24 protein-coding genes and 3 pseudogenes are annotated in these 22,827 nt (G+C 69.8%); 17 read left to right on the top strand and 10 right to left on the bottom strand.

The window, feature by feature from the left end:
• Window positions 1-37: 37 nt before the first annotated feature.
• Genes L2X98_RS04735 through L2X98_RS04725 form a run of 3 tightly spaced genes read left to right on the top strand, consistent with a single transcriptional unit; the run spans window position 38 to window position 1,016 of the window.
• Window positions 38-469: a hypothetical protein gene (locus L2X98_RS04735; RefSeq protein ID WP_259612489.1), complete on the top strand. Its 432-nt coding sequence runs from the start codon at window positions 38-40 to the stop codon at window positions 467-469.
• Window positions 451-582 (top strand): hypothetical protein, encoded by a 132-nt coding sequence (locus L2X98_RS04730; RefSeq protein ID WP_259612488.1) that lies wholly within the window; start codon window positions 451-453, stop codon window positions 580-582. The genes L2X98_RS04735 and L2X98_RS04730 overlap by 19 nt, the downstream gene beginning before the upstream one ends.
• A gap of 8 nt (window positions 583-590) precedes the next feature.
• Entirely contained in the window at window positions 591-1,016 is a 426-nt protein-coding gene (locus L2X98_RS04725) for a hypothetical protein (protein ID WP_259612487.1), read from the top strand.
• A 116-nt stretch (window positions 1,017-1,132) separates the two neighbouring features.
• Here L2X98_RS04725 and L2X98_RS04720 read toward each other — a convergent pair whose 3' ends face one another.
• Window positions 1,133-1,564, bottom strand: a complete 432-nt coding sequence (locus L2X98_RS04720) for a VOC family protein (protein WP_259612486.1) — start codon at window positions 1,562-1,564, stop codon at window positions 1,133-1,135.
• Window positions 1,565-1,705: 141 nt separating this feature from the next.
• Here L2X98_RS04720 and L2X98_RS04715 point away from each other — a divergent pair, with 141 nt between their 5' ends.
• From L2X98_RS04715 to L2X98_RS04700, 5 genes and pseudogenes are all read left to right on the top strand, one after another.
• A complete protein-coding gene (locus tag L2X98_RS04715; RefSeq protein ID WP_259612485.1) occupies window positions 1,706-2,296 on the top strand; it encodes a carboxymuconolactone decarboxylase family protein in 591 nt (196 codons plus the stop codon).
• Between the two features lie 9 nt (window positions 2,297-2,305).
• Window positions 2,306-2,578, top strand: a complete 273-nt coding sequence (locus L2X98_RS20075; RefSeq protein WP_354002925.1) for a sigma factor — start codon at window positions 2,306-2,308, stop codon at window positions 2,576-2,578.
• Entirely contained in the window at window positions 2,557-3,198 is a 642-nt protein-coding gene (locus L2X98_RS04710; RefSeq protein ID WP_354002924.1) for a sigma factor-like helix-turn-helix DNA-binding protein, read from the top strand. The genes L2X98_RS20075 and L2X98_RS04710 overlap by 22 nt, the downstream gene beginning before the upstream one ends.
• A gap of 47 nt (window positions 3,199-3,245) precedes the next feature.
• A pseudogene (locus L2X98_RS04705) lies at window positions 3,246-5,662 on the top strand (ATP-dependent helicase).
• Window positions 5,663-5,776: 114 nt separating this feature from the next.
• Window positions 5,777-5,983 (top strand): hypothetical protein, encoded by a 207-nt coding sequence (locus L2X98_RS04700; protein ID WP_259612484.1) that lies wholly within the window; start codon window positions 5,777-5,779, stop codon window positions 5,981-5,983.
• 385 nt (window positions 5,984-6,368) lie between these two features.
• Here L2X98_RS04700 and L2X98_RS04695 read toward each other — a convergent pair whose 3' ends face one another.
• Both L2X98_RS04695 and L2X98_RS04690 read right to left on the bottom strand, forming a co-directional pair.
• Window positions 6,369-6,578 (bottom strand): hypothetical protein, encoded by a 210-nt coding sequence (locus tag L2X98_RS04695; protein ID WP_259612483.1) that lies wholly within the window; start codon window positions 6,576-6,578, stop codon window positions 6,369-6,371.
• A 156-nt stretch (window positions 6,579-6,734) separates the two neighbouring features.
• Window positions 6,735-6,941 (bottom strand): hypothetical protein, encoded by a 207-nt coding sequence (locus tag L2X98_RS04690; protein ID WP_259612482.1) that lies wholly within the window; start codon window positions 6,939-6,941, stop codon window positions 6,735-6,737.
• A 29-nt stretch (window positions 6,942-6,970) separates the two neighbouring features.
• On the opposite strand from L2X98_RS04690, the gene L2X98_RS04685 reads away from it, so the two are divergent.
• Window positions 6,971-8,011 (top strand): sunset domain-containing protein, encoded by a 1,041-nt coding sequence (locus L2X98_RS04685; protein WP_259612481.1) that lies wholly within the window; start codon window positions 6,971-6,973, stop codon window positions 8,009-8,011.
• A gap of 18 nt (window positions 8,012-8,029) precedes the next feature.
• Here the strand turns inward: L2X98_RS04685 and L2X98_RS04680 are convergent, their stop codons facing one another.
• Window positions 8,030-8,644 carry a MerR family transcriptional regulator gene (locus L2X98_RS04680; RefSeq protein WP_259612480.1) on the bottom strand — a complete coding sequence of 205 codons (615 nt, stop codon included), beginning with the start codon at window positions 8,642-8,644 and terminating at the stop codon, window positions 8,030-8,032.
• Window positions 8,645-8,724: 80 nt separating this feature from the next.
• Here L2X98_RS04680 and L2X98_RS04675 point away from each other — a divergent pair, with 80 nt between their 5' ends.
• The 4 genes and pseudogenes from L2X98_RS04675 (at window position 8,725) to L2X98_RS04660 (ending at window position 12,176) form a co-directional block, all read left to right on the top strand.
• On the top strand, window positions 8,725-9,141 hold the full coding sequence (locus L2X98_RS04675) for a hypothetical protein (RefSeq protein WP_259612479.1): 417 nt from the start codon (window positions 8,725-8,727) through the stop codon (window positions 9,139-9,141).
• Window positions 9,142-9,339: 198 nt separating this feature from the next.
• Window positions 9,340-10,611 (top strand): SseB family protein, encoded by a 1,272-nt coding sequence (locus L2X98_RS04670; RefSeq protein WP_259612478.1) that lies wholly within the window; start codon window positions 9,340-9,342, stop codon window positions 10,609-10,611.
• 79 nt (window positions 10,612-10,690) lie between these two features.
• Window positions 10,691-11,717: pseudogene (ligD, locus tag L2X98_RS04665) on the top strand (non-homologous end-joining DNA ligase).
• Window positions 11,718-11,771: 54 nt separating this feature from the next.
• On the top strand, window positions 11,772-12,176 hold the full coding sequence (locus L2X98_RS04660) for a nitroreductase family deazaflavin-dependent oxidoreductase (protein WP_259612477.1): 405 nt from the start codon (window positions 11,772-11,774) through the stop codon (window positions 12,174-12,176).
• A gap of 107 nt (window positions 12,177-12,283) precedes the next feature.
• Here the strand turns inward: L2X98_RS04660 and L2X98_RS04655 are convergent.
• From L2X98_RS04655 to L2X98_RS04635, 5 genes and pseudogenes are all read right to left on the bottom strand, one after another.
• Window positions 12,284-13,328: pseudogene (locus L2X98_RS04655) on the bottom strand (ATP-dependent DNA ligase).
• 258 nt (window positions 13,329-13,586) lie between these two features.
• The gene (locus L2X98_RS04650; protein WP_259612476.1) at window positions 13,587-14,705 is read right to left on the bottom strand and encodes an HNH endonuclease signature motif containing protein; all 1,119 of its coding nucleotides are present in this window, start codon (window positions 14,703-14,705) and stop codon (window positions 13,587-13,589) included.
• Between the two features lie 553 nt (window positions 14,706-15,258).
• Window positions 15,259-15,738: a hypothetical protein gene (locus L2X98_RS04645; protein ID WP_259612475.1), complete on the bottom strand. Its 480-nt coding sequence runs from the start codon at window positions 15,736-15,738 to the stop codon at window positions 15,259-15,261.
• A gap of 389 nt (window positions 15,739-16,127) precedes the next feature.
• Complete coding sequence (locus L2X98_RS04640) at window positions 16,128-16,676, bottom strand: hypothetical protein (protein ID WP_259612474.1); 549 nt, start codon at window positions 16,674-16,676, stop codon at window positions 16,128-16,130.
• Between the two features lie 194 nt (window positions 16,677-16,870).
• Window positions 16,871-17,467 carry a TetR/AcrR family transcriptional regulator gene (locus L2X98_RS04635; protein WP_259612473.1) on the bottom strand — a complete coding sequence of 199 codons (597 nt, stop codon included), beginning with the start codon at window positions 17,465-17,467 and terminating at the stop codon, window positions 16,871-16,873.
• Between the two features lie 153 nt (window positions 17,468-17,620).
• Between L2X98_RS04635 and sucC the strand changes: the two genes are divergently transcribed.
• The 4 genes from sucC to L2X98_RS04615 all read left to right on the top strand — a co-directional run bounded on the left by sucC (window position 17,621) and on the right by L2X98_RS04615 (window position 21,212).
• Window positions 17,621-18,784, top strand: coding sequence for an ADP-forming succinate--CoA ligase subunit beta (sucC, locus tag L2X98_RS04630; protein ID WP_259612472.1), 1,164 nt, complete (start codon window positions 17,621-17,623; stop codon window positions 18,782-18,784).
• A gap of 28 nt (window positions 18,785-18,812) precedes the next feature.
• Window positions 18,813-19,715 carry a succinate--CoA ligase subunit alpha gene (gene sucD, locus L2X98_RS04625; protein ID WP_259612471.1) on the top strand — a complete coding sequence of 301 codons (903 nt, stop codon included), beginning with the start codon at window positions 18,813-18,815 and terminating at the stop codon, window positions 19,713-19,715.
• A gap of 219 nt (window positions 19,716-19,934) precedes the next feature.
• The gene (locus L2X98_RS04620; RefSeq protein WP_259612470.1) at window positions 19,935-20,606 is read left to right on the top strand and encodes an MBL fold metallo-hydrolase; all 672 of its coding nucleotides are present in this window, start codon (window positions 19,935-19,937) and stop codon (window positions 20,604-20,606) included.
• 165 nt (window positions 20,607-20,771) lie between these two features.
• Complete coding sequence (locus tag L2X98_RS04615; RefSeq protein WP_259612469.1) at window positions 20,772-21,212, top strand: nitroreductase family deazaflavin-dependent oxidoreductase; 441 nt, start codon at window positions 20,772-20,774, stop codon at window positions 21,210-21,212.
• A gap of 131 nt (window positions 21,213-21,343) precedes the next feature.
• Here the strand turns inward: L2X98_RS04615 and L2X98_RS04610 are convergent, their stop codons facing one another.
• Entirely contained in the window at window positions 21,344-22,807 is a 1,464-nt protein-coding gene (locus tag L2X98_RS04610; RefSeq protein WP_259612468.1) for an NCS2 family permease, read from the bottom strand.
• Between the last annotated feature and the right edge of the window lie 20 nt (window positions 22,808-22,827).

Raw genomic sequence — 22,827 nt, 5'->3', positions numbered from 1 at the left:
GTCGGGCCGAGGTCGCGGGCGTCGGTAGGATCAGTCCATGGCGACGGTGGACAGACGAGGTACCCTCTCTGCCGCCCTCGCCGTCCTGGTGCTCGCGCTCGGCGCCGGCGCCGCGGTCCTGGTGGCCGACACCCTCGACACCGGTGCTCCGGGGCATCCCGTGAACCCGATCGACACCTCGGCCGACCCGGTCCTGGCCTGGTTCGCACGCCTCCTGCTCGTCCTGGCGGTGGCGTGGCTGGTGATCGGCATGGTCGCCGCGCGCACGAGCCTGGTGCGGCGCCCCGGCGCCGCTGCCGCCCGGGCCACCTGGCTGGCGGCCACGCGCCCCTGGCGGGCGCGGGAGTCCACGCTCGGGATGCTGTCGCTCGACCGCTGGCTGCTGTTCGGCGTGCCGGTGGCGCTTGCTGATCGCGACGCGCGTCGTGCAGAGCTCCTTCACGGGCTGGCTTGCGCCTGGGCATCGTGATCGGGGCGTGGATCGTCTTCGCGCTCGCTCTGCGGATCGTGGTGCGACGCCGGTCGCCGTGGCCGGTGATGGCGGCCGTCGGCGGAGTCGTGATGCCTGCGCTTGCATCCTGACCCTCATCGTGCTGTCATATGCCGGGCCCAGCGGCTACTGGTACGCGTTCTGGGAGCTGCCCGGTCTGCGCGGCGCATACATCACCGTCGCGTTCGCCCTGTTCCTGTGGCTGTTCATCGCCGCCGGGTGGTCGATGTTCGCCCAGCTGGGCGTGCGGCGGGCGGTCGGGGCGGTGCTGTGCGCGGTCGGTGCGGGCCTGGCGGTGCCAGCCTGGGTGATCGCCGCAGTCGGGATCGAGCGCGCGCTGACGGTCTGGGACGACCGCGGCGGGCTGCTGCCCTGGGGCCTGGAGCGGGTCGTCGCGGTCACACTCCGACTCGACATCCCGGACGAAGCGGTGTGGTGGGCGGCGATCGCCGGCACCGTGGTCCTGATCGTCGGAGCCCTGCTCGCCGTGCGCTGGGATGCCGTGCGCCGACCCGCGACGGGCTGACTCGCCTCACCCGGGTCGGCCCTCGCCTCACTCCAGCCCGCGACCGGCCGCCCGGCCCTCACCCCAGCCCGGCCTGGCCCTCGCCTCACTCCAGTCCGCGACCGGCCGCCCGGTCCTCACGCCAGCCCGGCCGCCCGCATCAGCTCCACGCCGAGCGGGTCGGGGTTGTACGCCACCTCCCAGCGGAAGCCGTCCGGATCGGCGAAGTACCCGGAATACCCGCCCCACTCACGCTGCTGTGCCGGCCGGACGATCTCGCCGCCGGCCGCCGCGACCTCGGCCAGCACGGCGTCCACGTCGGCCGGATCGGGCATGTTGTGCGCCAGCGTGATCGGCGGCGTGCCGCCGGCGGCCGGCAGCGGGCCGATCTCGGCCTCGAACCCGGACCGGGTCCAGAGCGAGAGCATCACGGTGTCGGCGACGCGGAAGAAGATCACCTCGCCCTCGGCTTCGAACGCGGGCGTCCAGCCCAGGCCGTCGACGTAGAACCGGCGAGACGCCACGATATCGGCGACGGCGAGGGTGACGAACGTGATGCGGGTGTCCATGGCCTCCACGGTAGCCAGCGGCCCCGACATCCGCCCGTCGACCAGGGAACCGGATGTCACATCACGCGGCCGGCCGGTGTCTTCATGATGACGGTGTCCAGATCGGCGCCGATCGTCATCACGAATGACGCAGGAGGAGAGATGACCGACACGACACGAATCCCGGCGACCGAGGTGTCGGGCCCGTACGGCGCGGTGGTGAAGTTCGCCGCCCGCAGGATGATGGGCCACGTCCCCGACTCGATCGGCGTGCTGTGGAACCACCGGGCGGTGATGAAGGACTCGATGGGAATCGGCCGCAAGGTCGAAGGATGGAGCGAGCTGGACCCCGAGCTCGCCTCGTACGCGGCCATGGCCGCCGCCGCCACGGTGGGCTTGAGCTTCTGCCTCGACTTCAACTACTTCATGGCGCACAACCACGGGCTGAACGAGGAGAAGGCCCGGCAGGTGCCGCGCTGGCGCGAGTCCGCCGACTTCACCCCGCTCGAGCGCCGGGTGATGGAGTATGCCGAGGACGCGAGCCAGACGCCGCCCGCCGTCACCGACGAGCTGTCCGACGCGCTGCTGGCCGAACTCGGTCCGGCCGCGCTGGTCGAACTGGCCGCCCGGGTGGCCTTCATGAACATGAGCGCGCGCATGAACGTGGCCCTCGGCATCCACTCCGAGGAGTTCGCCGATGCGTGCGGGCTGCCCCCGCTCGCGGCCCGCCCCGCCGGCGCCGAAGCCGCCTAGGCTCGCAATATGGCTGGTGTCGCGCGAGATGCCGAGGACCCGTTCATCACGCACCGCAACCTGCTGTTCACCGTCGCGTACGAGCTGCTGGGATCGGCCGCCGACGCGGAGGACGTGCTGCAGGAGTCCTGGCTGCGCTGGGCGTCGGTGGATGCCGCGCGCGTCCACGATCCGCGCGCGTACCTCGTGCGGATCGTCACGCGGCAGGCGCTGAATCAGCTGCGCACCACCGCACGGCGCCGCGAGGAGTACGTCGGCGAGTGGCTGCCGAGCCGCTGCTGACCCGCCCGGACGTCGCCGACGATGTGGAGCTGGCCGAGAGCCTGTCGATCGCGATGCTCACCGTGCTCGAGACCCTCGGACCGGCCGAGCGCGCCGTGTTCGTGCTCCGTGAGGTGTTCGACGTGCCGTACGACGAGATCGCGGATGCCGTGGGCAAGACGCCGGCCGCGGTGCGGCAGATCGCGCACCGCGCCAAGGACCACGTCTCGGCGCGGCGTCCGCGGATGCAGGTCGAGCGCTCCGAGCACGAGCACGCCGTGCAGCGGCTGGTGACCGCGCTGAACACCGGCGACATCCAGGGGCTGATGGACATCCTCGCGCCGGACGTGGTCTCGGTCGCCGACGGCGGCGGCAAGGTGCGCGGGGCCGCGCGGCGCCCGATCGTCGGGGCGGATCGGCTCGCGCGCTACCTCGTGGGCGGGATGTCGAAGGTCGAGGGCACGCTCGTGGCCACGGCGACCTGGGTCAACGGCGAGCCCGGCATCCGGATGGAGCTGGACGGGCAGCTGGCCGGCGTGGTCACGATCCGGGTCGAGCGGGGACGGATCGCCGAGATCTACTCGGTGGCCAACCCCGACAAGCTCGCGCGGTTCGGCCAGGAGGCGGCGCTGGGCCGGTGAGCCGGGGCGACGCGGGTGTCGGCGTGCGCGCCTAAACTCGTAGAGCCATGACCGACGCATCCTCGCCCCTCATCATCGGCGGAGACTCCGGTCCCCGCCCGGGCGGCCGCCCCGACGACGACCTGCTCGAGGGGCTGAACCCGCGAGCGCGAAGCCGTCGTCTACCGGGGGTCCGCGCTGCTGATCGTCGCCGGCGCCGGATCCGGCAAGACCCGCGTCCTCACCCACCGCATCGCCTCGCCTGCGCAACCGCGAGGCCTGGCCCAGCCAGATCCTGGCCATCACATTCACGAACAAGGCCGCCGGCGAGATGCGCGAGCGCGTCAGCCAGCTGGTGGGCCAGCAGTCGCAGGGCATGTGGATCTCGACCTTCCACTCCGCCTGTGTGCGCATCCTGCGGCGCGAGGCCGCGCAGTTCGGCTTCACCACCTCGTTCACGATCTACGACTCGGGCGACTCGCGAGCGCTGGTCAAGCGCCTGGTGAAGGAGCACGAGGCGGATGCCTTCGGCCTCACGCCGGGTGCGGTGCAGAGCCGCATCTCCAAGCTGAAGAACGAGCTCACCGACGCAGAGGCGTATGCCCGGCAGGCGAACCTGTCCGATCCGGCCGAGCGGAAGTTCGTCGACGTGTTCGGCGACTATCAGCGGGCGCTGCAGAAGGCCAACGCGTTCGACTTCGATGACCTCATCGCGCAGACCGTCTACCTGTTCCGGGCATTCCCGCATGTCGCCGACGTGTACCGGCGCCGGTTCCGGCACATCCTGGTCGACGAGTACCAGGACACGAACCACGCCCAGTACGCGCTGATCCGCGAGTTCACGAAACCGATCGTGGGCACGGCCGCCGAGCCGTATGCCTCCGGCGGCATGATGATCTTCGAGCCCGAGCACGCCCCCGAGGTCGAGGCGGCCTCGCTGACGGTGGTCGGTGACTCCGATCAGTCGATCTACGCGTTCCGCGGCGCCGACATCCGCAACATCACCGAGTTCGAACGCGACTTCCCCGGCGCGAAGGTGGTGCTCCTCGAGCAGAACTATCGGTCGACGCAGAACATCCTGAGCGCGGCCAACGCCGTGATCAGCCACAACTTCGACCGCAAGGACAAGCGACTGTGGACGGACGTCGGCGAGGGTGAGAAGATCGTCGGCTTCACCGGCTACTCGAGCACGATGAGGCGCAGTTCGTCGCGGACGAGATCGACGCACTCCACCGGGGCGGCATGGACTACGCGCAGGTGGCGGTGTTCTACCGCACCAACTCGCAGTCCCGAGCGCTGGAGGAGATCTTCATCCGCGCCGCGATCCCATACAAGATCATGGGCGGCACCCGCTTCTACGAGCGCGCCGAGATCAAGGATGCGCTGGCGTATCTGACCGTGGTCGCCAATCCCGCCGACGAGATGGCGCTGCGCCGGATCATCAACAAGCCGCGACGCGGCATCGGCGACGTCACGGTCCAGGCGATCGCGCGCTACGCCGCCGACGAGCAGATCACGTTCCGGGATGCGCTGGCCAACGCGTCCGCGCTCGGCCTCGGGCCGAAGCTGCAGGCGGCGATCTCGCGGCTGGACGCGGTGCTGGCCGAGGCATCCGAGCTCATGCTGCCCGCCTCGGGCGAGGTCGCCCCGCCGTCGGCCGTCGCCGACGGCCTGGCGCTGCCTGGAGAAGGGCGGCTACCGCGAGGCGCTGCGTGTCAGCCGCGATCCGCAGGACGAGGCCCGGCTGGAGAACCTCGACGAGTTCGTCGCCGTGGCGCGGGAGTTCGCCCGCAACAACCCGGACGGAACGCTGCTGGACTTCCTCACCGAGGTGGCGCTGGTCTCGGATGCCGACGACCTGGACGACGCGTCGGGCACCGTGTCGCTGATGACGCTGCACACCGCCAAGGGGCTGGAGTACGACGCCGTCTTCATCACCGGCGTGGAAGAGGACCTCATCCCGCACCGCATCTCGGCCGGCGAGCCGGGCGGTCCCGCCGAGGAGCGGCGGCTGTTCTATGTGGGCGTGACCCGCGCGCGCCAGCGGCTCTATCTCACGCTGGCGATGACCCGGGCGCAGTTCGGCGAGATCTCGGTCGCGATGCCGAGTCGCTTCCTGCAGGAGGTGCCGGCCGAGCTCGTCGACTGGCGCCAGTCCCCGGGCGATGTCAACTCGCGCGGCGGCACGCAGTCCCGGGCGCTGAACGCCCGTCGGCCCTGGGGACAGCGCCGCACCGACGACCCGCCGGCGCTGAAGCCGAAGTCCACGGCGATGGAGAAGTTCCCCAATCGCATCCCGGCGCGGGTGCGTGACAACGGCGCCATGGAGCTCGCCTCGGGCGACCGCATCCGACACGAAGACTTCGGCGAGGGGATCGTGGATGCCGTGACCGGTGAGGGCGCGAAGCGAGTGGCGCACGTGCGGTTCGAGACCGCGGGCGCCAAGAAGCTCCTGATCAAGATCGCCCCGATCGAAAAGCTCTGAACCGACTGTGCGGATCCGTTGCATCCCATGTCAGCGATCTGATTGAATGAGCGCAAGCGTCAGGGAGGGGCCTGACCACGGGGGCGCCGTTCTGGCGTGGGGGATCGGGGAATCATGGGGAGTTCTGTTCGCGCGCGCGCTCTCGTCGCGACGCTGACCGCGGCGCTGATCGCGTCGATGCTGGCACTGGTGCCGACGGCGGCATTCGCCGACGAGTCGGGGTCGATCACCGGTCACGTGCGAGCTCGACGGCGGCGGCTCGCTCGCCGGCGAGACCGGGTCGACCTGGGTCTTCGCGATTCCGGTCGGGGCGGCCGATGACCCGTACGGTCCCGAGGCCCGCATGTCGACCGAGCCGATCGGTGCGGACGGCGCGTTCGAGATCACCGGCCTCCCGGTCGGGGACTACACGATCCAGACGCGGTGGGGGTGCGACTGCTACCCGGCGCTTCGTCCGCACTTCGACGAGTTCTACGGCGACGTGACGGATGTCGCATCCGCCACGCCGGTGACGGTCTCGGCCGGTGCCATCTCGGCGGGCGTCGACATCTTCCTGGAGCCGGCCGGCTCGATCACCGGCATCGCGCAAGCCCGCATCGGCGACCCTGACGCTGTACCGGAAGATCGACGGCAACTGGACGCCGCTCCCCGCGGCGATCGAACGGCCGGGCGCGCAGTACGCGGTCGGCGGCCTGCACGCCGGCGACTACGCCGTGGCCGCCGCCGCTGCCGGGTACTGCCCGCAGACACCGGATGCGGCGGCTGCGCCCGAGCGCTCCGCCCTCATCACGGTGACCGCCCCGGGATCGGCGACCAGGGATGTCACGCTGTCGCCGGACACCGCCGGGTGCGGGCCCGACCTCGGCTCCGCCGTCCCGACGATCACCGGCACCGCCCGGTTCGGCGACGCGCTCACCGCCAGTCCGGGCGCCTGGACCGCCGGTGCGGTGCTCGCCTACGTCTGGTCCGCGGATGGCGTGGCCATCGCCGGGCAGACCTCCTCGAGGCTGAGCCTGACGGCCGGACTGGTCGGCAAGCGGATCTCGGTGACCGTGACCGGGACCCTGGCCGGCTACCGTCCGGTGTCGCGGGTCTCGGCATCCACCGCCGCGGTGACGACTCGACCGCTCACGGCGGCGACGCCCACGGTGTCGGGCACGGTCGCCGTCGGATCCACGCTCACGGCGAAGCAGGGCACCTGGACGTCGGGGGCCGCACTGTCGTACGAGTGGCTCGCCGATGGCAAGGTCATCGCCGGCGCCACGAGGTCCACGTTCACGATCGCCGCTTGCGCAGTATGCGAAGCGGGTGGCCGTTCGGGTCACCGGCCGGCTGGCCGGCTACACAACCACGTCGAAGGCGTCCGCGGCGACCGTCGCGGTCCGGCTCGGGACGCTGAGAACCGCCGCGCCGACGATCGCGGGCACCACGGCTGTCGGGTCGAGGATCACGGCGAGGCCGGGCACCTGGACAGCCGGCACCGCGTTCTCGTACCAGTGGTACGCCGACGGTCGGGCGATCTCGAGGGCCACCGCCAGCACCTACGCCATCGCCTCCACCCAGCTCGGCAAGCGGATCTCGGTCAGGGTCATCGGCCGGAAGTCGGGCTACCTCACCGTCGTGAGGACGTCGGCCGCGACGGCGAGGGCGCCCAAGGTTGCGACGCCGAGCATCTCGGGCACAGCTGCCGTGGGATCGAGGCTGACGGCGCGGCCGGGAACCTGGACGACCGGCACCGTCTTCTCCTACCAGTGGTACGCGAACGGCACCGCGATCTCGCGGGCGACGGCATCCACACTCGCCGTGACGAGCTCGCGGATCGGCGCCGCGATCACCGTGAAGGTGACGGGCAGGAAGTCGGGATACGCGAGCGTCGCCAAGACCTCCAAGGCCACGCTGCGCGTGCCGAAGGCGGTGACCCCGACCGTCTCGGGCTCGCGATATGTCACCCGGGTGCTCACCGCGAAGCCCGGTGCATGGACGGCGGGGACGGCGTTCACGTATCAGTGGTACGCCAACGGACGTGCCATCTCACGGGCGACCAAAGCCACGCTGAAGCTGGGCACGGCGCAGGCCGGCAAGAAGATCTCGGTGCGGGTCACCGGCAGGAAGTCCGGCTACACGACGGTATCTCGGACGTCCGCCGCGACCGGCGTCATCGGCTACCCGTCCCGCACCACGCCGGCGTCGCTCTGGAACTGTCCGTCGTGGGCGCCCATCAAGGGCAACGCCTCGTCCATGATCTACCACATGCCCGGTCAGCGCTTCTACAACGCCACCCAGCCGGAGGACTGCTTCCGGACTGAGACCGCCGCACGGGCCGCCGGATATCGGAAGGCGAAGGTCTGATCGGGCGCTGATCCGGCTCTACGGCTCGTCGACGGTCGGCCGCAACTCCAGCTGGTGCTGGTGCGCGAGCCGCCGCAGCGCGAGGATCACGGGTTCGTACAGGGCGGTGCCCAGCACGGCGTACGCGGTCGCCTCGGCGGGTGTCTGCCGGGCCGTCGGCGCGACCTCGGCGGCCGCGACATCCCGCATCGGGTCCGCGTAACGGTGCAGCGTCGCCTCGTCCCAGGGCAGGCCGGCATTCTCCACGGCACGGATCGCCGTCTCCAGCTGGCCCACCGCGGCGAAGTCCGGATCGTAGGTGAGGCCCGCCCAGGCGATCGCGGTGCGAGCCCGATCATCGGCGATCGGCTCGTCGACGTACGGAGGCAGCGCACTCACCGCCCGCCCCATGGTCGCGACGGGGTCGGCCAGGGGAGTGTCGATGAGCGCGAGGATGTCGCGCACTCGGCTGAGCGGGAGGCCGCGGACCCCCGCCAGCGCCGAGATGACCCGCAGCCGCGCCAGATGCTCGTCGTCGTACTCGGCGCTGGTCGGGGAGGTCGCCGCGCCGCGGGGGAGCATCCCCTCGCGGATGTAGTACTTCAGCGTCGCGACCGGGACGCCGCTGCGCTCGGACAGCTCGGAAATCTTCATTCCACCCTCGATGCGTTGACCGGATGGCTAGAGAGTACTACTATCCAACAATAGATACTGTGACTATCCAAGGAGGAGAGATGGACCCGATCATCGCGATCGTCGTCGGCGTGACCGTACTCACCGTGATCGGCATCGAGTCCGGGGGAGTGTTCCTGCTGCGGGTCGTCTCGCGCGGGCTGGAGTTCAATGCCCTGCAGAAGTCCTTCTTCCGCGCCGGCCACGCCCACGCCGGGGTGTTGGTGATCCTCGGGATCGTCTGCCTGCTCCTGCAGGCAGCCGCCGGGGTGACCGGCGGCTGGGAGTGGGCGGGCGTCGGCGTGCTGGCCGCGGCGCTGCTTGTGCCCGGCGGGTTCTTCCTGTCGGTCCTCGGATCCGACCCGAAGCGCCCGGGCCGAGCCATCGCGCTGCTGTGGACGGGCGTGGCCGTCCTGGCAGTCTCGCTCGCCGTCACCGGAGTGAGCGTCATCGTGGCGGGTGTCGCCGCGCTGGGATGATCGAGCGCGGCCGGATGCTGCGCCCCGGCGGGCGCCTGTTCATGAAGCGCCCGCGCTCCCAGGTTAGGCTGGCGTAATGGCTCTCTTCCTCGCGGCCCGAAGACGACCGACTCCGGGAAGGACGCGTCGGCGGCCGACGACGGCAGCGCGACGGCACCCGCCCCCGAGGCGGATGAGGCGTCGACTGCGGCTTGCGGCTTGCGGCTTGCGGTCTCGGCCTCGGGCGACGCGTCGGACGGTGGCGAGGCGTCGGACGCGGACGAGGCGTCGGACGCGGACGAGACGTCGGGTACTGCCGAGACGTCGGGTACTGACGAGACGTCGGGTACTGACGAGGCGTCGGACGGTGGTGAGGCGTCGGACGCGGACGAGACGTCGGATGCTGACGAAGCGTCAGACGCTGACGAAGCACCGGGTAGGGACGAAGCACCGGGTAGGGACGAAGCACCGGGTGCGGACGCGGCGACCGACGCGACGGGCGCAGCCGCGGCATCCGCCCCCGACGCGACCGACGACGCCGCGACGCCGTCGGATGCGGCATCCACCGAGGGCGCGCCGCAGGTCGGCATCTCGACCACATCGTACGGCGGCTTCGGTACGGAGAGCACCGCGCGGCCGGCCGCCGCTCCCGCACTGACGGGCGAGGCGCCGCCGCCGAGCGAGACGATCCCCGGGCTTCCGGACAATGTGGTGCTCCGGGCGGCCCTGGCCGCACTCGGCACCGACCCCGAGGGCCACGAGATCCTCAATGTGGCCCGCCAGCTCTTCCAGGGCAACGTGTACCTGCGCGTGCAGGGCAACGCCCAGGAGCTGATGAAGGCGGGCGCCGAGATCCCGCTGGCGGTCGCCACCCGCGATGACGGTCAGTACGTCATGGTCTACAGCTGTGGCGAGGCGCTCGCCGCCGCCGTCACCGCCGACGGCGACACCGAGACGTCCGCGATGGGCCAGGCGGCCCCGGCCGTGCTGCAGTACTCGCTGCAGGGCGACTTCGCCGGAATCATCCTGGATCACGCGTCCGCACCGGCGTCGGTGGTGCTCCCGCGCGCGCTCATCGAGCGCATGTTCGCCGAGGTCGACCCGAACCTGACGCTGAAGCGACTGGTGACCGGGGAGCGCACCGACGAGACCGTCGCTGCCGTCGCCGATGCCCTCGCCACCGTGCCGCTGTGGATCGCGGTCAACCGCGCCTCGGAAGAGGACGACTGGGGCGTCGCCGAGTCGCGCACCGACGACGGCGAGCGGATCCTTCCGGTGTTCTCGCATCCGCTGGAGGTCGTGGCGCTCGGTCGGGATGACCGCCCCACGCCGTTCTCACCCGCCCAGCTCGGCTCGGCGCTTGCGCACCGACGAGGGCATCTCCGGTGTCGTCGTCGACCCGGCAGGTCCCTGGATCCGCATCGACCGCGCCGATCTCGGCCCGGTGATGGCGCTGCCCGAGCCCGAGGCCGAAGAGCAGATCGCCGATGAGGGTTCCGCCGGCGAAGAAGACGACTGACTCACGCCCGGCCACCTGTACGCGGGAACCGGCCGCACGTTAGCCTGAGGCATGGCCTCCGACCGGATCACGCTGACCGCCCCGGGACCGCACGGCGCCCGTGAGATCGGGCTGTCCAGCCCCGACCGCGTCCTCTGGCCCGAGGTCGGCGTCACCAAACGCGAACTCGCCGAGTACTTCCTGGCCGTCGCCGACCCGTTCCTGGCCGCCAACGGCGACCGACCCGTCTCACTCGAGCGTTTCCCCGGCGGCATCGACGGCGAGAGCTTCTTCTCGAAGAATCCGCCGAAGGGGGCTCCCGACTTCGTCGAGGCCGTCACCGTGACGTACAACAGCGGGCGACGGCATCCTCAGCTCGTCCTCACCGAGATCGCGGTCGCCGTGTGGGCGGCGCAGATGAACACCGTCGTGTTCCATCCGTGGGCGTCGCTGGCCTCCGACGCCGACAAGCCGGTCGAGCTGCGGATCGACCTCGACCCGCAGCCCGGCACTGACTTCGCCGATGCGGTCGCCGTCGCCCCGGCGCTGCGCGACGTGCTCGCCGAGGCGGGACTGGATGCCTGGATCAAGACCAGCGGGAGCCGCGGGCTTGCACGTGTTCTGCCCGATCGAGCCGACGCACGAGTTCCTCGACGTCCGGCATGCGGTGATCGCGGCCGGCCGCGAGCTGGCCCGGCGGATGCCGGACAAGGTCACGATGGACTGGTGGAAGGAGGAGCGCGGCCAGCGCATCTTCGTCGACTTCAACCAGGCCAATCGCGACCGCACGATGGCCGGGGCGTACAGTCCGCGCGCGCTGCCGGGCGCCACCGTCTCGACCCCGGTGAGCTGGGACGAGCTGGCCGGCATCGACCCGATGTCGTTCACGGTGCGGTCGATCCCGCAGCGACTGGCCGAGGTCGGCGACCCCTGGGCGGAGTTCTCAGCGAAGCCGGGCCGCATCGACACCCTGCTGGAGTGGTGGGAGCGCGACGTCGCGGACGGGCTCGGCGAGCTGCCCTTCCCGCCCGAGTTCCCCAAGATGCCCGGCGAGCCGCCGCGGGTGCAGCCGAGCCGCGCAAGGAAGACCGATGAGTGAGAATGCGAGCATCGTCGACCGCCTGATCGCGGGGCGCTGCAGACCCCGCGACTGATGCGGATGCCGATCCCGATGTACCGCGCCGGGTTCGGCTGGCTGCTCGGCGGGCGTCTGGTGATGATCGAGCACCTCGGGCGCGTCTCGCACGAGCCGAAGTATGTCGTGGTCGAGATCGTGGAGCGTACGCCGCAGCGGATCGTGGTCGCTTCGGGGCTCGGCCGCCGATCGCAGTGGTATCGAAATCTCAAGGCGAACGGCGTCGCGTTCCTGAGCACCGGTCATGCGCGTCGCGTGCCCGCGCACGTGCGGTTCCTGGATGCCGCCGAGTCGGCCGAGGTGCTCGACCGGTACACGCGCGAGCACCCGCTTGCGTGGAAGCACCTCAAGGGGGCGATGGATGCCGCCGCCGGCGGCGATGCCGACATCCCCCTCGTCGAGTTCACCCGCCCTCGCCCCTGACCCCGGCCGCCGCCGAGGTTGTCCTCGGTTCGCCGAAGTTGTCTCTGGTTCGGCGAGATTGCCGTCATCCGACACGGGTATGCCGGGTTCAGCATGCGGCAGCGCCGCTATTGGAGCACGCTGTCAACATCGAACGCGGCGACCGTCTCGAGCTGCTCGAAGGTGCATGACCGCGGGTCGCGGTCGGGACGCCAGCGCTCGAACTGCACGGTGTGACGGAAGCGCCAGCCCTCGAGTTGGTCGTACCGCACCTCGAGCACGCGCTCGGGCGCAAGCCGCACGAATCTCACGTCCTTCCCGGCGCTGAATCGGGACTTGTCCGTCGCTCCGGTGACGGCATCGCCCGCGGCATCCCGTTCCACCAGCGGGGCAAGCTCGTCGACGAGCTCTGCACGACGGATGTCACTGAATGCCGACACTGCGCCGACGTTGTGCAGAGCTCCATCCGGCGTGTAGAGGCCCAGCAGCAGCGAGCCGACGCCGATTCCCGACTTGTGGATCCGATAGCCGAGAGCGACGACGTCGGCGGTTCGGGCGTGCTTGATCTTGAGCATCGTGCGCTTGTTCGGCGCGTACGGCTGGGCGAGCGGCTTTGCGACCACGCCGTCGAGCCCGGCACCCTCGAATTCGTCGAGCCAGCGGCGCGCGGTCTCTGTATCTCGGGTTGTGCGGGTGAGGTGGATCGGATGCGGGCAGCTGCGCCACGAGGCTCTCGAGTTCGCTTCGTCGCGCCTCGAACGGCTCGGGCTGCAGATCACGGTCGCCGCGGGCGAGCAGGTCGAAGGCGATGAACATCGCCGGGGTCTCGACCGCGAGCTTCGCAACGCGTGAGGCGGCGGGATGGATGCGCTGGCTGAGCGCTTCCCAATCGAGCCGACGGTGGCCGGCCTCACCCATCGGCACCGCGATCTCGCCATCGAGCAGGCATGGTTCTGGCAGGAGGTTCGCGAATGCCTCGACGAGTTCGGGGAAATACCGGGTGAGTGGCTTCGCTCCGCGGCTGCCGATCTCGACGTTCTCGCCGTCACAGGACACGAGGCCGCGGAATCCGTCCCACTTCGGCTCGTAGCTCAGCCCGCCGGCGACACTGTCGGACTCGGGGATGCGGGGCACGGACTTCGCCAGCATCGGCGCAGGGATGTCATACGGCATGAACCCATGATGCCGGTCCGAAGGTTCGGTCGCGAGGGTGACATCCGTGAGGGTGACATCCGTGAGGGCGACATCTGCGAGGGCGACATCCGTGAGGGCGACATCTGCGAGGGGTGATATCGGTGCAGGCGATATCGGTGAGAGCACCCGTCCGCCCCGGTCGCGCGCAGGGTATGCCTGCAAGAGAACCGCAGGGCGAGTCGGTGACCACCTCGGCGCCGCGCGCTTCTCTCTGCTGTCCTGCCCTCGTGTCGTCCGCTACGCGGCGCGCCAGTGTTTCCGCATGAGCGGCGGGGGTGGATCCCAGGCCCATCGGATCGCCGACCCGCTGGGCAGGGGGACGGGTGGATTGGAGCGGCCCGCCGGTGGATGCAGCATGAATTCGCTGTTGTGATCTCGGCGGATGCGCCATCCCTGGTTGTGCAGGAGAAGATGATGGAATCTGCACAGGAGGATCCCGCGATCGACGTCGGTCCGGCCGCCGTCATCACACCAGTGGTCGATGTGATGCGCTTCACAGTACGAAGCGGGGACGGTGCAGCCGCGCCATCGGCATCCTCCGTCTCGGATGGCCAGTGCGATGCGCTGCTTCGACGTGAACAGCCGCTGTTCCCGCCCCACATCGAGCGGATTTCCGCAGGAATCGACCGTCACCGTCACCGTTCCGGTGTCGCACAGCGCACGATCGATCATTGAGCCGGGAAGGACGTCTCCGCCGTCTTCGAGATGGGCGACTGTGGTGAGCCGACCGAACGCATCGCGGGGGCCGATCAGATCCTTGACGGCGACGAGCCGGACGCCCGGCTGGCGAGCGCCGAATACGTCTTCCGCCGAGGCGAGCGACCCCGCCCGCAGGACGCCCATGAGCAGATCGTAGGCGAGCTGGTCGTTCGTGCGTGGATCCTCGATCAGGTCTTGTGAGGCCGCGCGCTCTTCGTCGGTCATGAAGCGCGGGCCGCCTCGTCGGGGGCGGAGTCCCGCAGCCAGGATCGAGTCGACCCATGCTCCCATCTCATCGTCGAAGACGATGTGTCCCTGGTGGCGCCCTTCAGCGTCGCGCCAGGTGCGGAGGGATCGAGCGTCGAACCGCTGGTCGAAGCGCTCTTGCGCTCCGGATTCGTCCAGACTGTCGCGAACCTGCCGGGCGCGGCGTCGCAGCTCTTCGACCGAGTACTCGGCCGACTCCCGCAGGAGTTGTTCGGCCGCGAGCAGCCACGCCTCGTGGGCGAGGCGGGATGCTTCTTCGTCGCCGGTGTCTGCGGACTCCGCATCCGGATGCCCCGCCACGGAGCGGGGAAGGGGAGGCTCGCCGAGGCCCCAGAGGAGTGCCTCGTGTTGGGCGGCAGTGATGACACCGGCCAACAGGGCGCGGCGCAAGCGGTTCATCCCACCGCGTCCGACCCTCGGAACGTCCGGCTTCGACGTCAGTCGCAGCGGGTTGGTCGTTCGCGTCCGGCGGAGACGGGAGCTCGCCCTGATCATCGCCATCAAGCAGGGAGGTGCCCAGCTTGACCTGCCGGCGCGCCTCGGCGCGCGACGAGCCCGAGATCTTCTGCACCATATCGATCGGTGACCGGTGGCCGTCGACGGCGGCCAGGCCGCTCTGGCCCTGCGCGCGCGATGACCGGCGCGCCACGACCCCCGCGGCGACGACGCGAACGCGCTCGAGCGAGGTCGCGAGCGCCGCCGACGTCTTCAGGATCTGCACGACCTCATCGTCTGCCAACGCATCGACGGCGGCCGGCAGCTGAGCCGGATCGACGTCGAGTTCGGGATGCGCGGACAAGGCGTCCGTCAGGTCGCGCGTCTCGGACAAGAAGGTCATACTCAATAATGACATCGACCACGGACATTCGAAGCGAACAACGAGAAATGGTGGAGAACTCGCGTGATTGCGCGCTTCATCCCCGGCTGGGGAGGAACCGATGGATCAGCATCCGGGGCCGGAGGGGTCCTCGGTGCAGGTGTGCGCGACGAGCGCGGTGTGCGCCTCGAGGATCCGGATGCTCTGGGCCGAGCTGGTCGCCGTGACGTACCCCGCGACGGGCCGCCATCTGCCGTCGCCGAAGTTGACGGAGGGTGCGTAGGACACCGTGACGGTCGCGCGGTAGGTGCCGCGCTCGGAGTACGTGTGGCTCGTGCCGGTGGGCGTGAATTGGGCGTCTCCATTGTGCGCCCATGTGGTGCCGCCTGTTCTGGTGGTCGAGCCGCCGCCATCGCCGTACGACCAGTCGAAATGGTGCGGCACGAACCGGACTGCGACCGCGAAGTCGAAGAGTTCGCCGTGGAGCGTCTGCGTGCTGGTCGTGGCGACCAAGTTCAGGGGAAGTCCCGCGATCCCCACGCGGTCGGGTTCGCTGGTCAGCGTCGGGGGAGTTGGCCGGAACGAGACGAGATCGTTGAGGGTCACCGCCGGGATGGTGCGCGTCTTCGGCGACTTGGTGGGGGATGGAGTCGCCGTGGCCTCGCATTCGATGCCAGGCGTCTTGCAATCGACGGGGACTCGACTTCCCGGGATCGCAGGCAGGATGTCGGGGTTGGGGTCCCGTGTCACCAGGGGTGGAGGCGCGCCACGGTTCGACGCGTTGTGCCGGGAGTCAGCTCCATTGTGATTGCTCGACTTGGATGTCCCGGGATCCGTCTTCGAAGCAGCGATATCAATCGAGGACCCGGTGTTCTCAGTGCGTGGCTCTGTCGTCCTAGTCCAGCCGCCGAAGTCAGGTAGGCCCGGATCGTCTGACGTAACAGCGATGCCCCCTATCAACATCGACAGCGTTACGGATACTGCAACCCACGAAGCTAACACCGCGGACCACCGTCCCTGCCCTTGATTTCTGAGATAAGCAGGCTACGGCCGGACGTAGCGGTGTCGTTCAAAGTGACGGCGAGACGCTGAACGTCGACGCGGTTGGGGTCGACGAGCGATTTTCCGGCCGAGTCGACAACCTTGACGTCGGAGACATCGAGACAAATTGCGAGTTCCACCTTGCTCAAATCGGAGGCCGCTGAGGTCGCTCGAATGAGTTCAATTTGGGACTCACCACTCTCCGTGACGCCCGCGGCGTGGTATGCCGTTAATGCCTTCTTGTCGTCGGCGTTTTGTTGGCCTGTGGTCAGATGAAAGACATCCTCAAAAGTGGCGGGGTCGCTGAGATCGACCTTGTTGGTCGCGTCGACGTACGCCCGGTACGTCTCCTCCGCGGCTTGGAACGCCTGCGCCTCGCTGGTGAAGCGCGGCGTGGGGGTCGGCGTCTCGTGCGGCTCGGGTGCGCACCCGGTCAGCAGCCCCGCGGCGCAGACGCCGGCGACGACTGCGGTGACCGTGGCACGGATGAGACGAGAAGACACAAGCCCACGGTAGCGATTCGGCGCGACATCCCGTGGAAGTTATCCACAGCCCCGGACCGCCACAGCCCGACCGCCACAGCCCGACCGCCGCCCCGATCCCAGCCCTACCCCGCGCGCCCGCCCGGCAGTTCCCCCTGCAGGCGCCGCGCGACCTCGGCCGCCGGCATCCGGCGGGGAAGACGGCGATCACGAGATCATCGGGGCCGGCCGCGGCATCCTCGTCCAGCACCCCGAACCGGCGCATCGCTTCGTCCAGCGCCGCGCGCAGCACCGATTCCGGCACCCGCTTGGAACCGCGGATCAGCCGGCGCAGGCACATGGTTGTGGATCGCAGTGACCAGGGCGGCGAAGCCGACGGCATCCACCGGATCCAGCCCCGGCAGGGCCGCGCGCAGATACTCGTCGAACAGGCGCTCGTAGCGGAACACGGTCACGATCTCGCGCTCGCGCAGCGCCGGCACCTGCCGCACCACCGCGTAGCGCTGTCGCGCGAGCTCGGGGTCGGCGGCGAAGTGCCGGAACACCTTGAGCGAGGCGTCCCGCACAGCCACCCACGGGTTGGCGTGCGGCTCGGCCAGATAGTCGCGCAGCATCTGCAGAAGCAGCTCGTGGTCGGCGAAGACGACGTCGTCCTTGCCGCCGAACTGACGGAAGAACGTCGACCGCGAGACCCCGGCCGCCTTCGCGATCTGCTCCACGCTCGTCGCCTCGAAGCCCTGGCGGTCGAACAGGTCCAGCGCGGCCGCCATCACCGCCGTGTGCGCACGAGAGACGGGCGGGGAAGAACTCATCCTCTGAGGGTAGCGGGTGGGATGCCGCGGACCGAGGCCGTTCAGGCTCGGGTAGTAGGCTGTGTGATCGGTCGATTTATCTCGACGTCGAGACGTTTTTCGCCTCGCCACACCGCATCACCACCCCGCATTCGTCCCAGCGAAGGATTGTAAGTGGATCTCTACGAGTACCAGGCACGAGACCTGTTCGAACAGTATGGAGTGCCGGTGCTCCCCGGCATCATCGCCGACACCCCCGAGGAAGTGAAGGCCGCGGCCTTGCAACTCGGCGGCGTCGTCGTGGTCAAGGCGCAGGTCAAGGTCGGCGGCCGCGGCAAGGCCGGCGGCGTGAAGGTCGCCAAGACCCCCGACGAGGCATACGAGGCGGCACAGTCGATCCTCGGCCTGGACATCAAGGGCCACACCGTCAAGCGCGTGATGGTCGCCGGCGGCGCCCGCATCGCGAAGGAGTTCTACTTCTCCGTGCTGCTGGATCGCGCCAACCGCTCCTACCTGTCCCTGGCCAGCGTCGAGGGCGGCATGGAGATCGAGCAGCTCGCCGTCGAGAAGCCCGAGGCGCTCGCCCGCGTCGAGGTGGACCCGCTCACCGGCATCGACCAGACCAAGGCCCTCGAGATCGCGCAGGCGGCCGGCTTCGACGCCGAACTGGCGCCCAAGGTCGCCGACGTGTTCGTCAAGCTGTACAACGTGTACAAGGGCGAGGACGCGACCCTGGTCGAGGTCAACCCGCTGGTCCAGACCGAATCCGGCGACATCATCGCCCTCGACGGCAAGGTGTCGCTCGACGAGAACGCGGCCTTCCGCCACCCGAACCACGAGGCGCTCGAGGACAAGTCCGCCGCCGACCCGCTCGAGGCCAAGGCCAAGGCGAACGACCTGAACTACGTCAAGCTCGACGGCCAGGTGGGCATCATCGGCAACGGCGCGGGCCTGGTCATGTCGACCCTGGATGTCGTGGCCTACGCGGGCGAGAAGCACGGTGGCGTGAAGCCGGCCAACTTCCTCGACATCGGGGGCGGGGCATCCGCCACGGTCATGGCCGCGGGACTGGACGTCATCCTCGGCGACCAGCAGGTCAAGAGCGTGTTCGTGAACGTGTTCGGCGGCATCACCTCGTGCGTGGCCGTCGCCGAAGGCATCGTCAAGGCGCTGGAGATCCTCGGCGCCACCGCGACCAAGCCGCTGGTCGTGCGACTGGACGGCAACCAGGTCGAGGAGGGCCGTGCCATCCTCGCGGCCGCGAACAACCCGCTCGTGACGCTCGCCGCCAGCATGGACGAGGGCGCCGACAAGGCCGCCGAGCTGGCCAACGCCTGAGCCCGCTGACGAGACAAAGGAACAGAAGATGTCGATCTACCTCAACAAGGACTCCAAGGTCATCGTCCAGGGCATCACCGGCGGCGAAGGCACCAAGCACACGGCGCTGATGCTCAAGGCCGGCACCCAGGTCGTCGGCGGCGTGAACGCGCGCAAGGCCGGCACCACGGTCGCCCACACCGACAAGGACGGCAACCCGGTCGAGCTGCCCGTGTTCGGCACGGTCGCCGAGGCCATCGAGAAGACGGGAGCGGACGTGTCGATCGCGTTCGTCCCGCCCGCGTTCACGAAGGACGCGATGATCGAGGCCATCGACACCGACATCCCCCTGCTGGTGGTCATCACCGAGGGCGTCCCCGTCGGCGACACCGCCGAGGCGTGGGCGTACGCGCAGTCCAAGGGCAACAAGACCCGCATCATCGGCCCGAACTGCCCCGGTGTGATCACGCCCGGCGAGGCGCTGGTCGGGATCACACCGGCCAACATCACCGGCAAGGGCCCGATCGGCCTGGTCTCGAAGTCGGGCACCCTGACCTACCAGATGATGTTCGAGCTGCGCGACCTGGGCTTCTCCACCGCCATCGGCATCGGCGGCGACCCGGTGATCGGCACGACGCACATCGACGCCCTCGCGGCGTTCGAGGCCGATCCCGAGACCAAGGCGATCGTCATGATCGGCGAGATCGGCGGCGACGCCGAAGAGCGCGCGGCCGACTACATCAAGGCGCACGTCACCAAGCCGGTCGTCGGCTACGTGGCCGGCTTCACCGCCCCCGAGGGCAAGACGATGGGCCACGCCGGCGCCATCGTCTCGGGCTCGGCGGGCACCGCGCAGGCCAAGAAGGAGGCCCTCGAGGCCGCCGGGGTCAAGGTCGGCAAGACGCCGTCCGAGACCGCCGACCTGATGCGCGAGATCATCACGTCGCTCTGATCGACTGACGCCTCAGAGGGGGCGGATGCCGCGGCCCGCAGTGCGGGATGCTGCGGCATCCGCCCCCTCGGCCGTACGGCTGCGGCACGATGAGGTCATGACAACACTGCCCACAGCGCTCACGCTCGTCGGCGGCCCCACCGCCGTCATCGAATTCGCCGGCGTGCGGCTGCTGACCGATCCCACATTCGACGCCCCTGGCGAGTATCCGGGCGGGGAGTGTCGCTGCACAAGCTCACCGGTCCGGCGCTCGGACCCGACCAGGTCGGCGAGATCGACGTCGTGCTGCTCTCGCACGACCAGCATCCCGACAATCTCGACATCGCGGGCCGCCGCTACCTGGCCCGCGTCGGCACGGTGCTGTCCACCGCCGATGCGGCTGGGCGGCTCGACGGGGTGACCGGCCTGGCGCCGTGGCAGACCCACGCCGTCGACGGTGTGGAGATCACCGGGCTGCCCGCCCGACACGGCCCCGTGGGCGCCGAACGGCTCTCGGGTGCGGTCACCGGATTCCTGCTGCGCGCACCGGGCGAGCCGACCGTGTACGTCTCGGGAGACAATGCCGCCGTCGAACTGGTCGAGCAGATCGTCGACCGCATCGGCCCCATCGACATCGCGGTGCTGTTCGCGGGCGCGGCCAACGTCGGCCGGTTCGGCGACGACGACCTGACGCTCAACGCGCGCACCGCGGTCGAGGCCGCCCGTGCGCTGGGCGACGCGGTGATCGTGCCGGTGCACGCCGAGGGCTGGCACCATTTCAGCGAGACCCGCGAGCGGCTGGTGCGCGAGTTCGAGTACGCCGGCCTCACGCATCGGCTTGCGCGTGCCCACGGCGGGGGAGCGCCTCGTCCTCTGACCGCCCCGGATGCGCGCCGGATGCGCGCGGGATAAGCCCCGGATGCGCGCGAGATGCCGCAGCCCGCAGCATCCGCCCCTTCGTCGCGTCCGCAGACGGGCCTCTTCTCCTGCGCGAGATCACGCTCGTGCACGCGTGGAGCCGGAAAGGGCGTGCACGAGCGTGATCTCGCGCTGACGGCGGCGCGGTAGCGTGAGGACATGCCACTGACCGGAGAGTACAAGCCGAGCACCGCATCGTGGGCGCGCACGCAGGCCGAGACGTTCGAGGCGAGCGGCGGTGCCGAGGCGAACGAGCTGCGCGGCAAGCCGATCATCGTCCTGACCACGGTCGGCGCGAAGACCGGTGCGCTGCGCAAGACCGCGCTGATGCGGGTCGAGCACGAGGGGCACTACGCCGTCGTCGCGTCCAAGGGCGGGTCGCCCGACGAGCCGAAGTGGGCGTCGAACATGCGAAAGCACCCGCACGTCGAGCTGCAGGACCTCGGCGTGAAGCGCGACTATCTCGCCCATGAGGCAGCCGGGGCCGAGCGCGAGACGTGGTGGGCGCGCGCGGTCGAGGCGTTCCCGAACTACGCCGAATACCAGACGAAGACCGACCGGCTCATCGCCCTGTTCGTCCTCGACCCGATCGCGGACTGAGCGCCGCCGCGGCGACGCGCCGGCTCAGTCCTCGTAGCCGATCAGCCAGGTCACGCCGAACCGGTCGGTGGCCTGCCCGTCGTGGGCGCCCCGCGGCCGAGCTCGAGCGGGTCGAGCACCGCCGACACGCGTCAGCCGCCGATGACCGCCTCGAGCGGGCCGCGGGCGAAGTAGATCACGAAGCCGGCGGCGACGATCCACAGCAGCGGGCTGATCAGCCGCGCCTTGCCGGCGAGCGACCGGATGACGACCCAGGCGATGAACCCGGCGCCGATGCCGTTGGCGATCGAGTAGGTCAGCGGCATCACCGACACGGTCAGGAACACCGGGACCAGCACCGACATGTCCTTCAGCTCGATCCGGCGGATCTGCGACATCATCAGTGCACCGACGATCACCAGCGCGGCCGAGGCGACCTCGCTGGGCACGATCGAGGTCAGCGGCGTGAGGAACATCGCGAGCAGGAACAGCACACCCGTCACCAGGTTGGCCACCCCCGTTCGCGCGCCCTCGCCGATGCCGGCGGCGGATTCGACGAACACGGTGTTCGACGAGGCCGAGGCCCCGCCGCCGACGACCGCGCCGACGCCCTCGACGATCAGGGCGGACTTCAGCCGCGGGAAGTTGCCCTTCTGGTCGGACAGGCCGGCCTCCTCGGCGAGGCCGGTCATGGTGCCCATCGCGTCGAAGAAGTTCGTGAAGACCAGGGTGAAGACGAGCATGATGCAGGCGATGGCGCCGATCCGGCCCCAACTGCCGACCAGGTCGACCTGGCCGACCAGGCCCAGGTCGGGCAGGCTCAGCCACTGCGACGGCAGCGTCGGCACCGACATTCCCCAGCCACCGGGGTTCGACTCGCCGCGGGCGCCCAGGTGCCAGATCGCCTCGACGATCATCGCGACCACGGTGCCCGAGACCAGCGCGACCAGCAGCGCGGCCTTGATCTTGCGAGCCATCAGGATGCCCGCCAGCAGCAGGGTGAACACGAACAGCAGCGCCGGGACGGTCGCGATCGAACCGCCGCTGCCGAGGCCGACGGGCGGTGACGGCAGACCGGTCGCGGTGACGAATCCGCCGTCGACCATGCCGATGAACGCGATGAACAGGCCGATGCCGACGGTGATGCCGATCTTCAGCTCCATCGGGACGGCATCCATGATCATGCGCCGCAGGCCGGTGGCCGACAGCAGGACGATGATCAGGCCGTTGATCACCACCAGCCCCATGGCCTCGGGCCAGGTGAGCTGGCCGACCACGCTCACCGCGAGGAACGAGTTGATCCCCAGCCCCGCGGCGAACGAGAACGGCAGCCGCGAGATGAGGCCGAACAGGATCGTCATCACGCCGGCGGTCAGCGCGGTGACGGCGGCGACCTGCTGGTTCTGCAGGGCGTTGCCGGCCACGTCCTGCGTGCCGCCGAGGATGATCGGGTTCAGGATGACGATGTAGGCCATCGTCACGAACGTGACGATGCCGCCACGGATCTCGGTGCCCAGCGTCGAGCCGCGGCGGGTGATCTCGAAGAAGCGGTCGAAGCCGTTCTTCGGGGCGCGGTCGTGCTCTGCGGCGGTGTCGGTGGCAGGGGCTGTGCTCATAGTCGGGGGACCTCCGCCAC

The organism is Microbacterium elymi, assembly GCF_021582895.2.
GTDB classification, from domain to species: Bacteria; Actinomycetota; Actinomycetes; order Actinomycetales; family Microbacteriaceae; genus Microbacterium; species Microbacterium humicola.
Note: the sequence above shows the minus strand (reverse complement) of the source record. Positions and strands in the feature narration are given on the sequence as shown.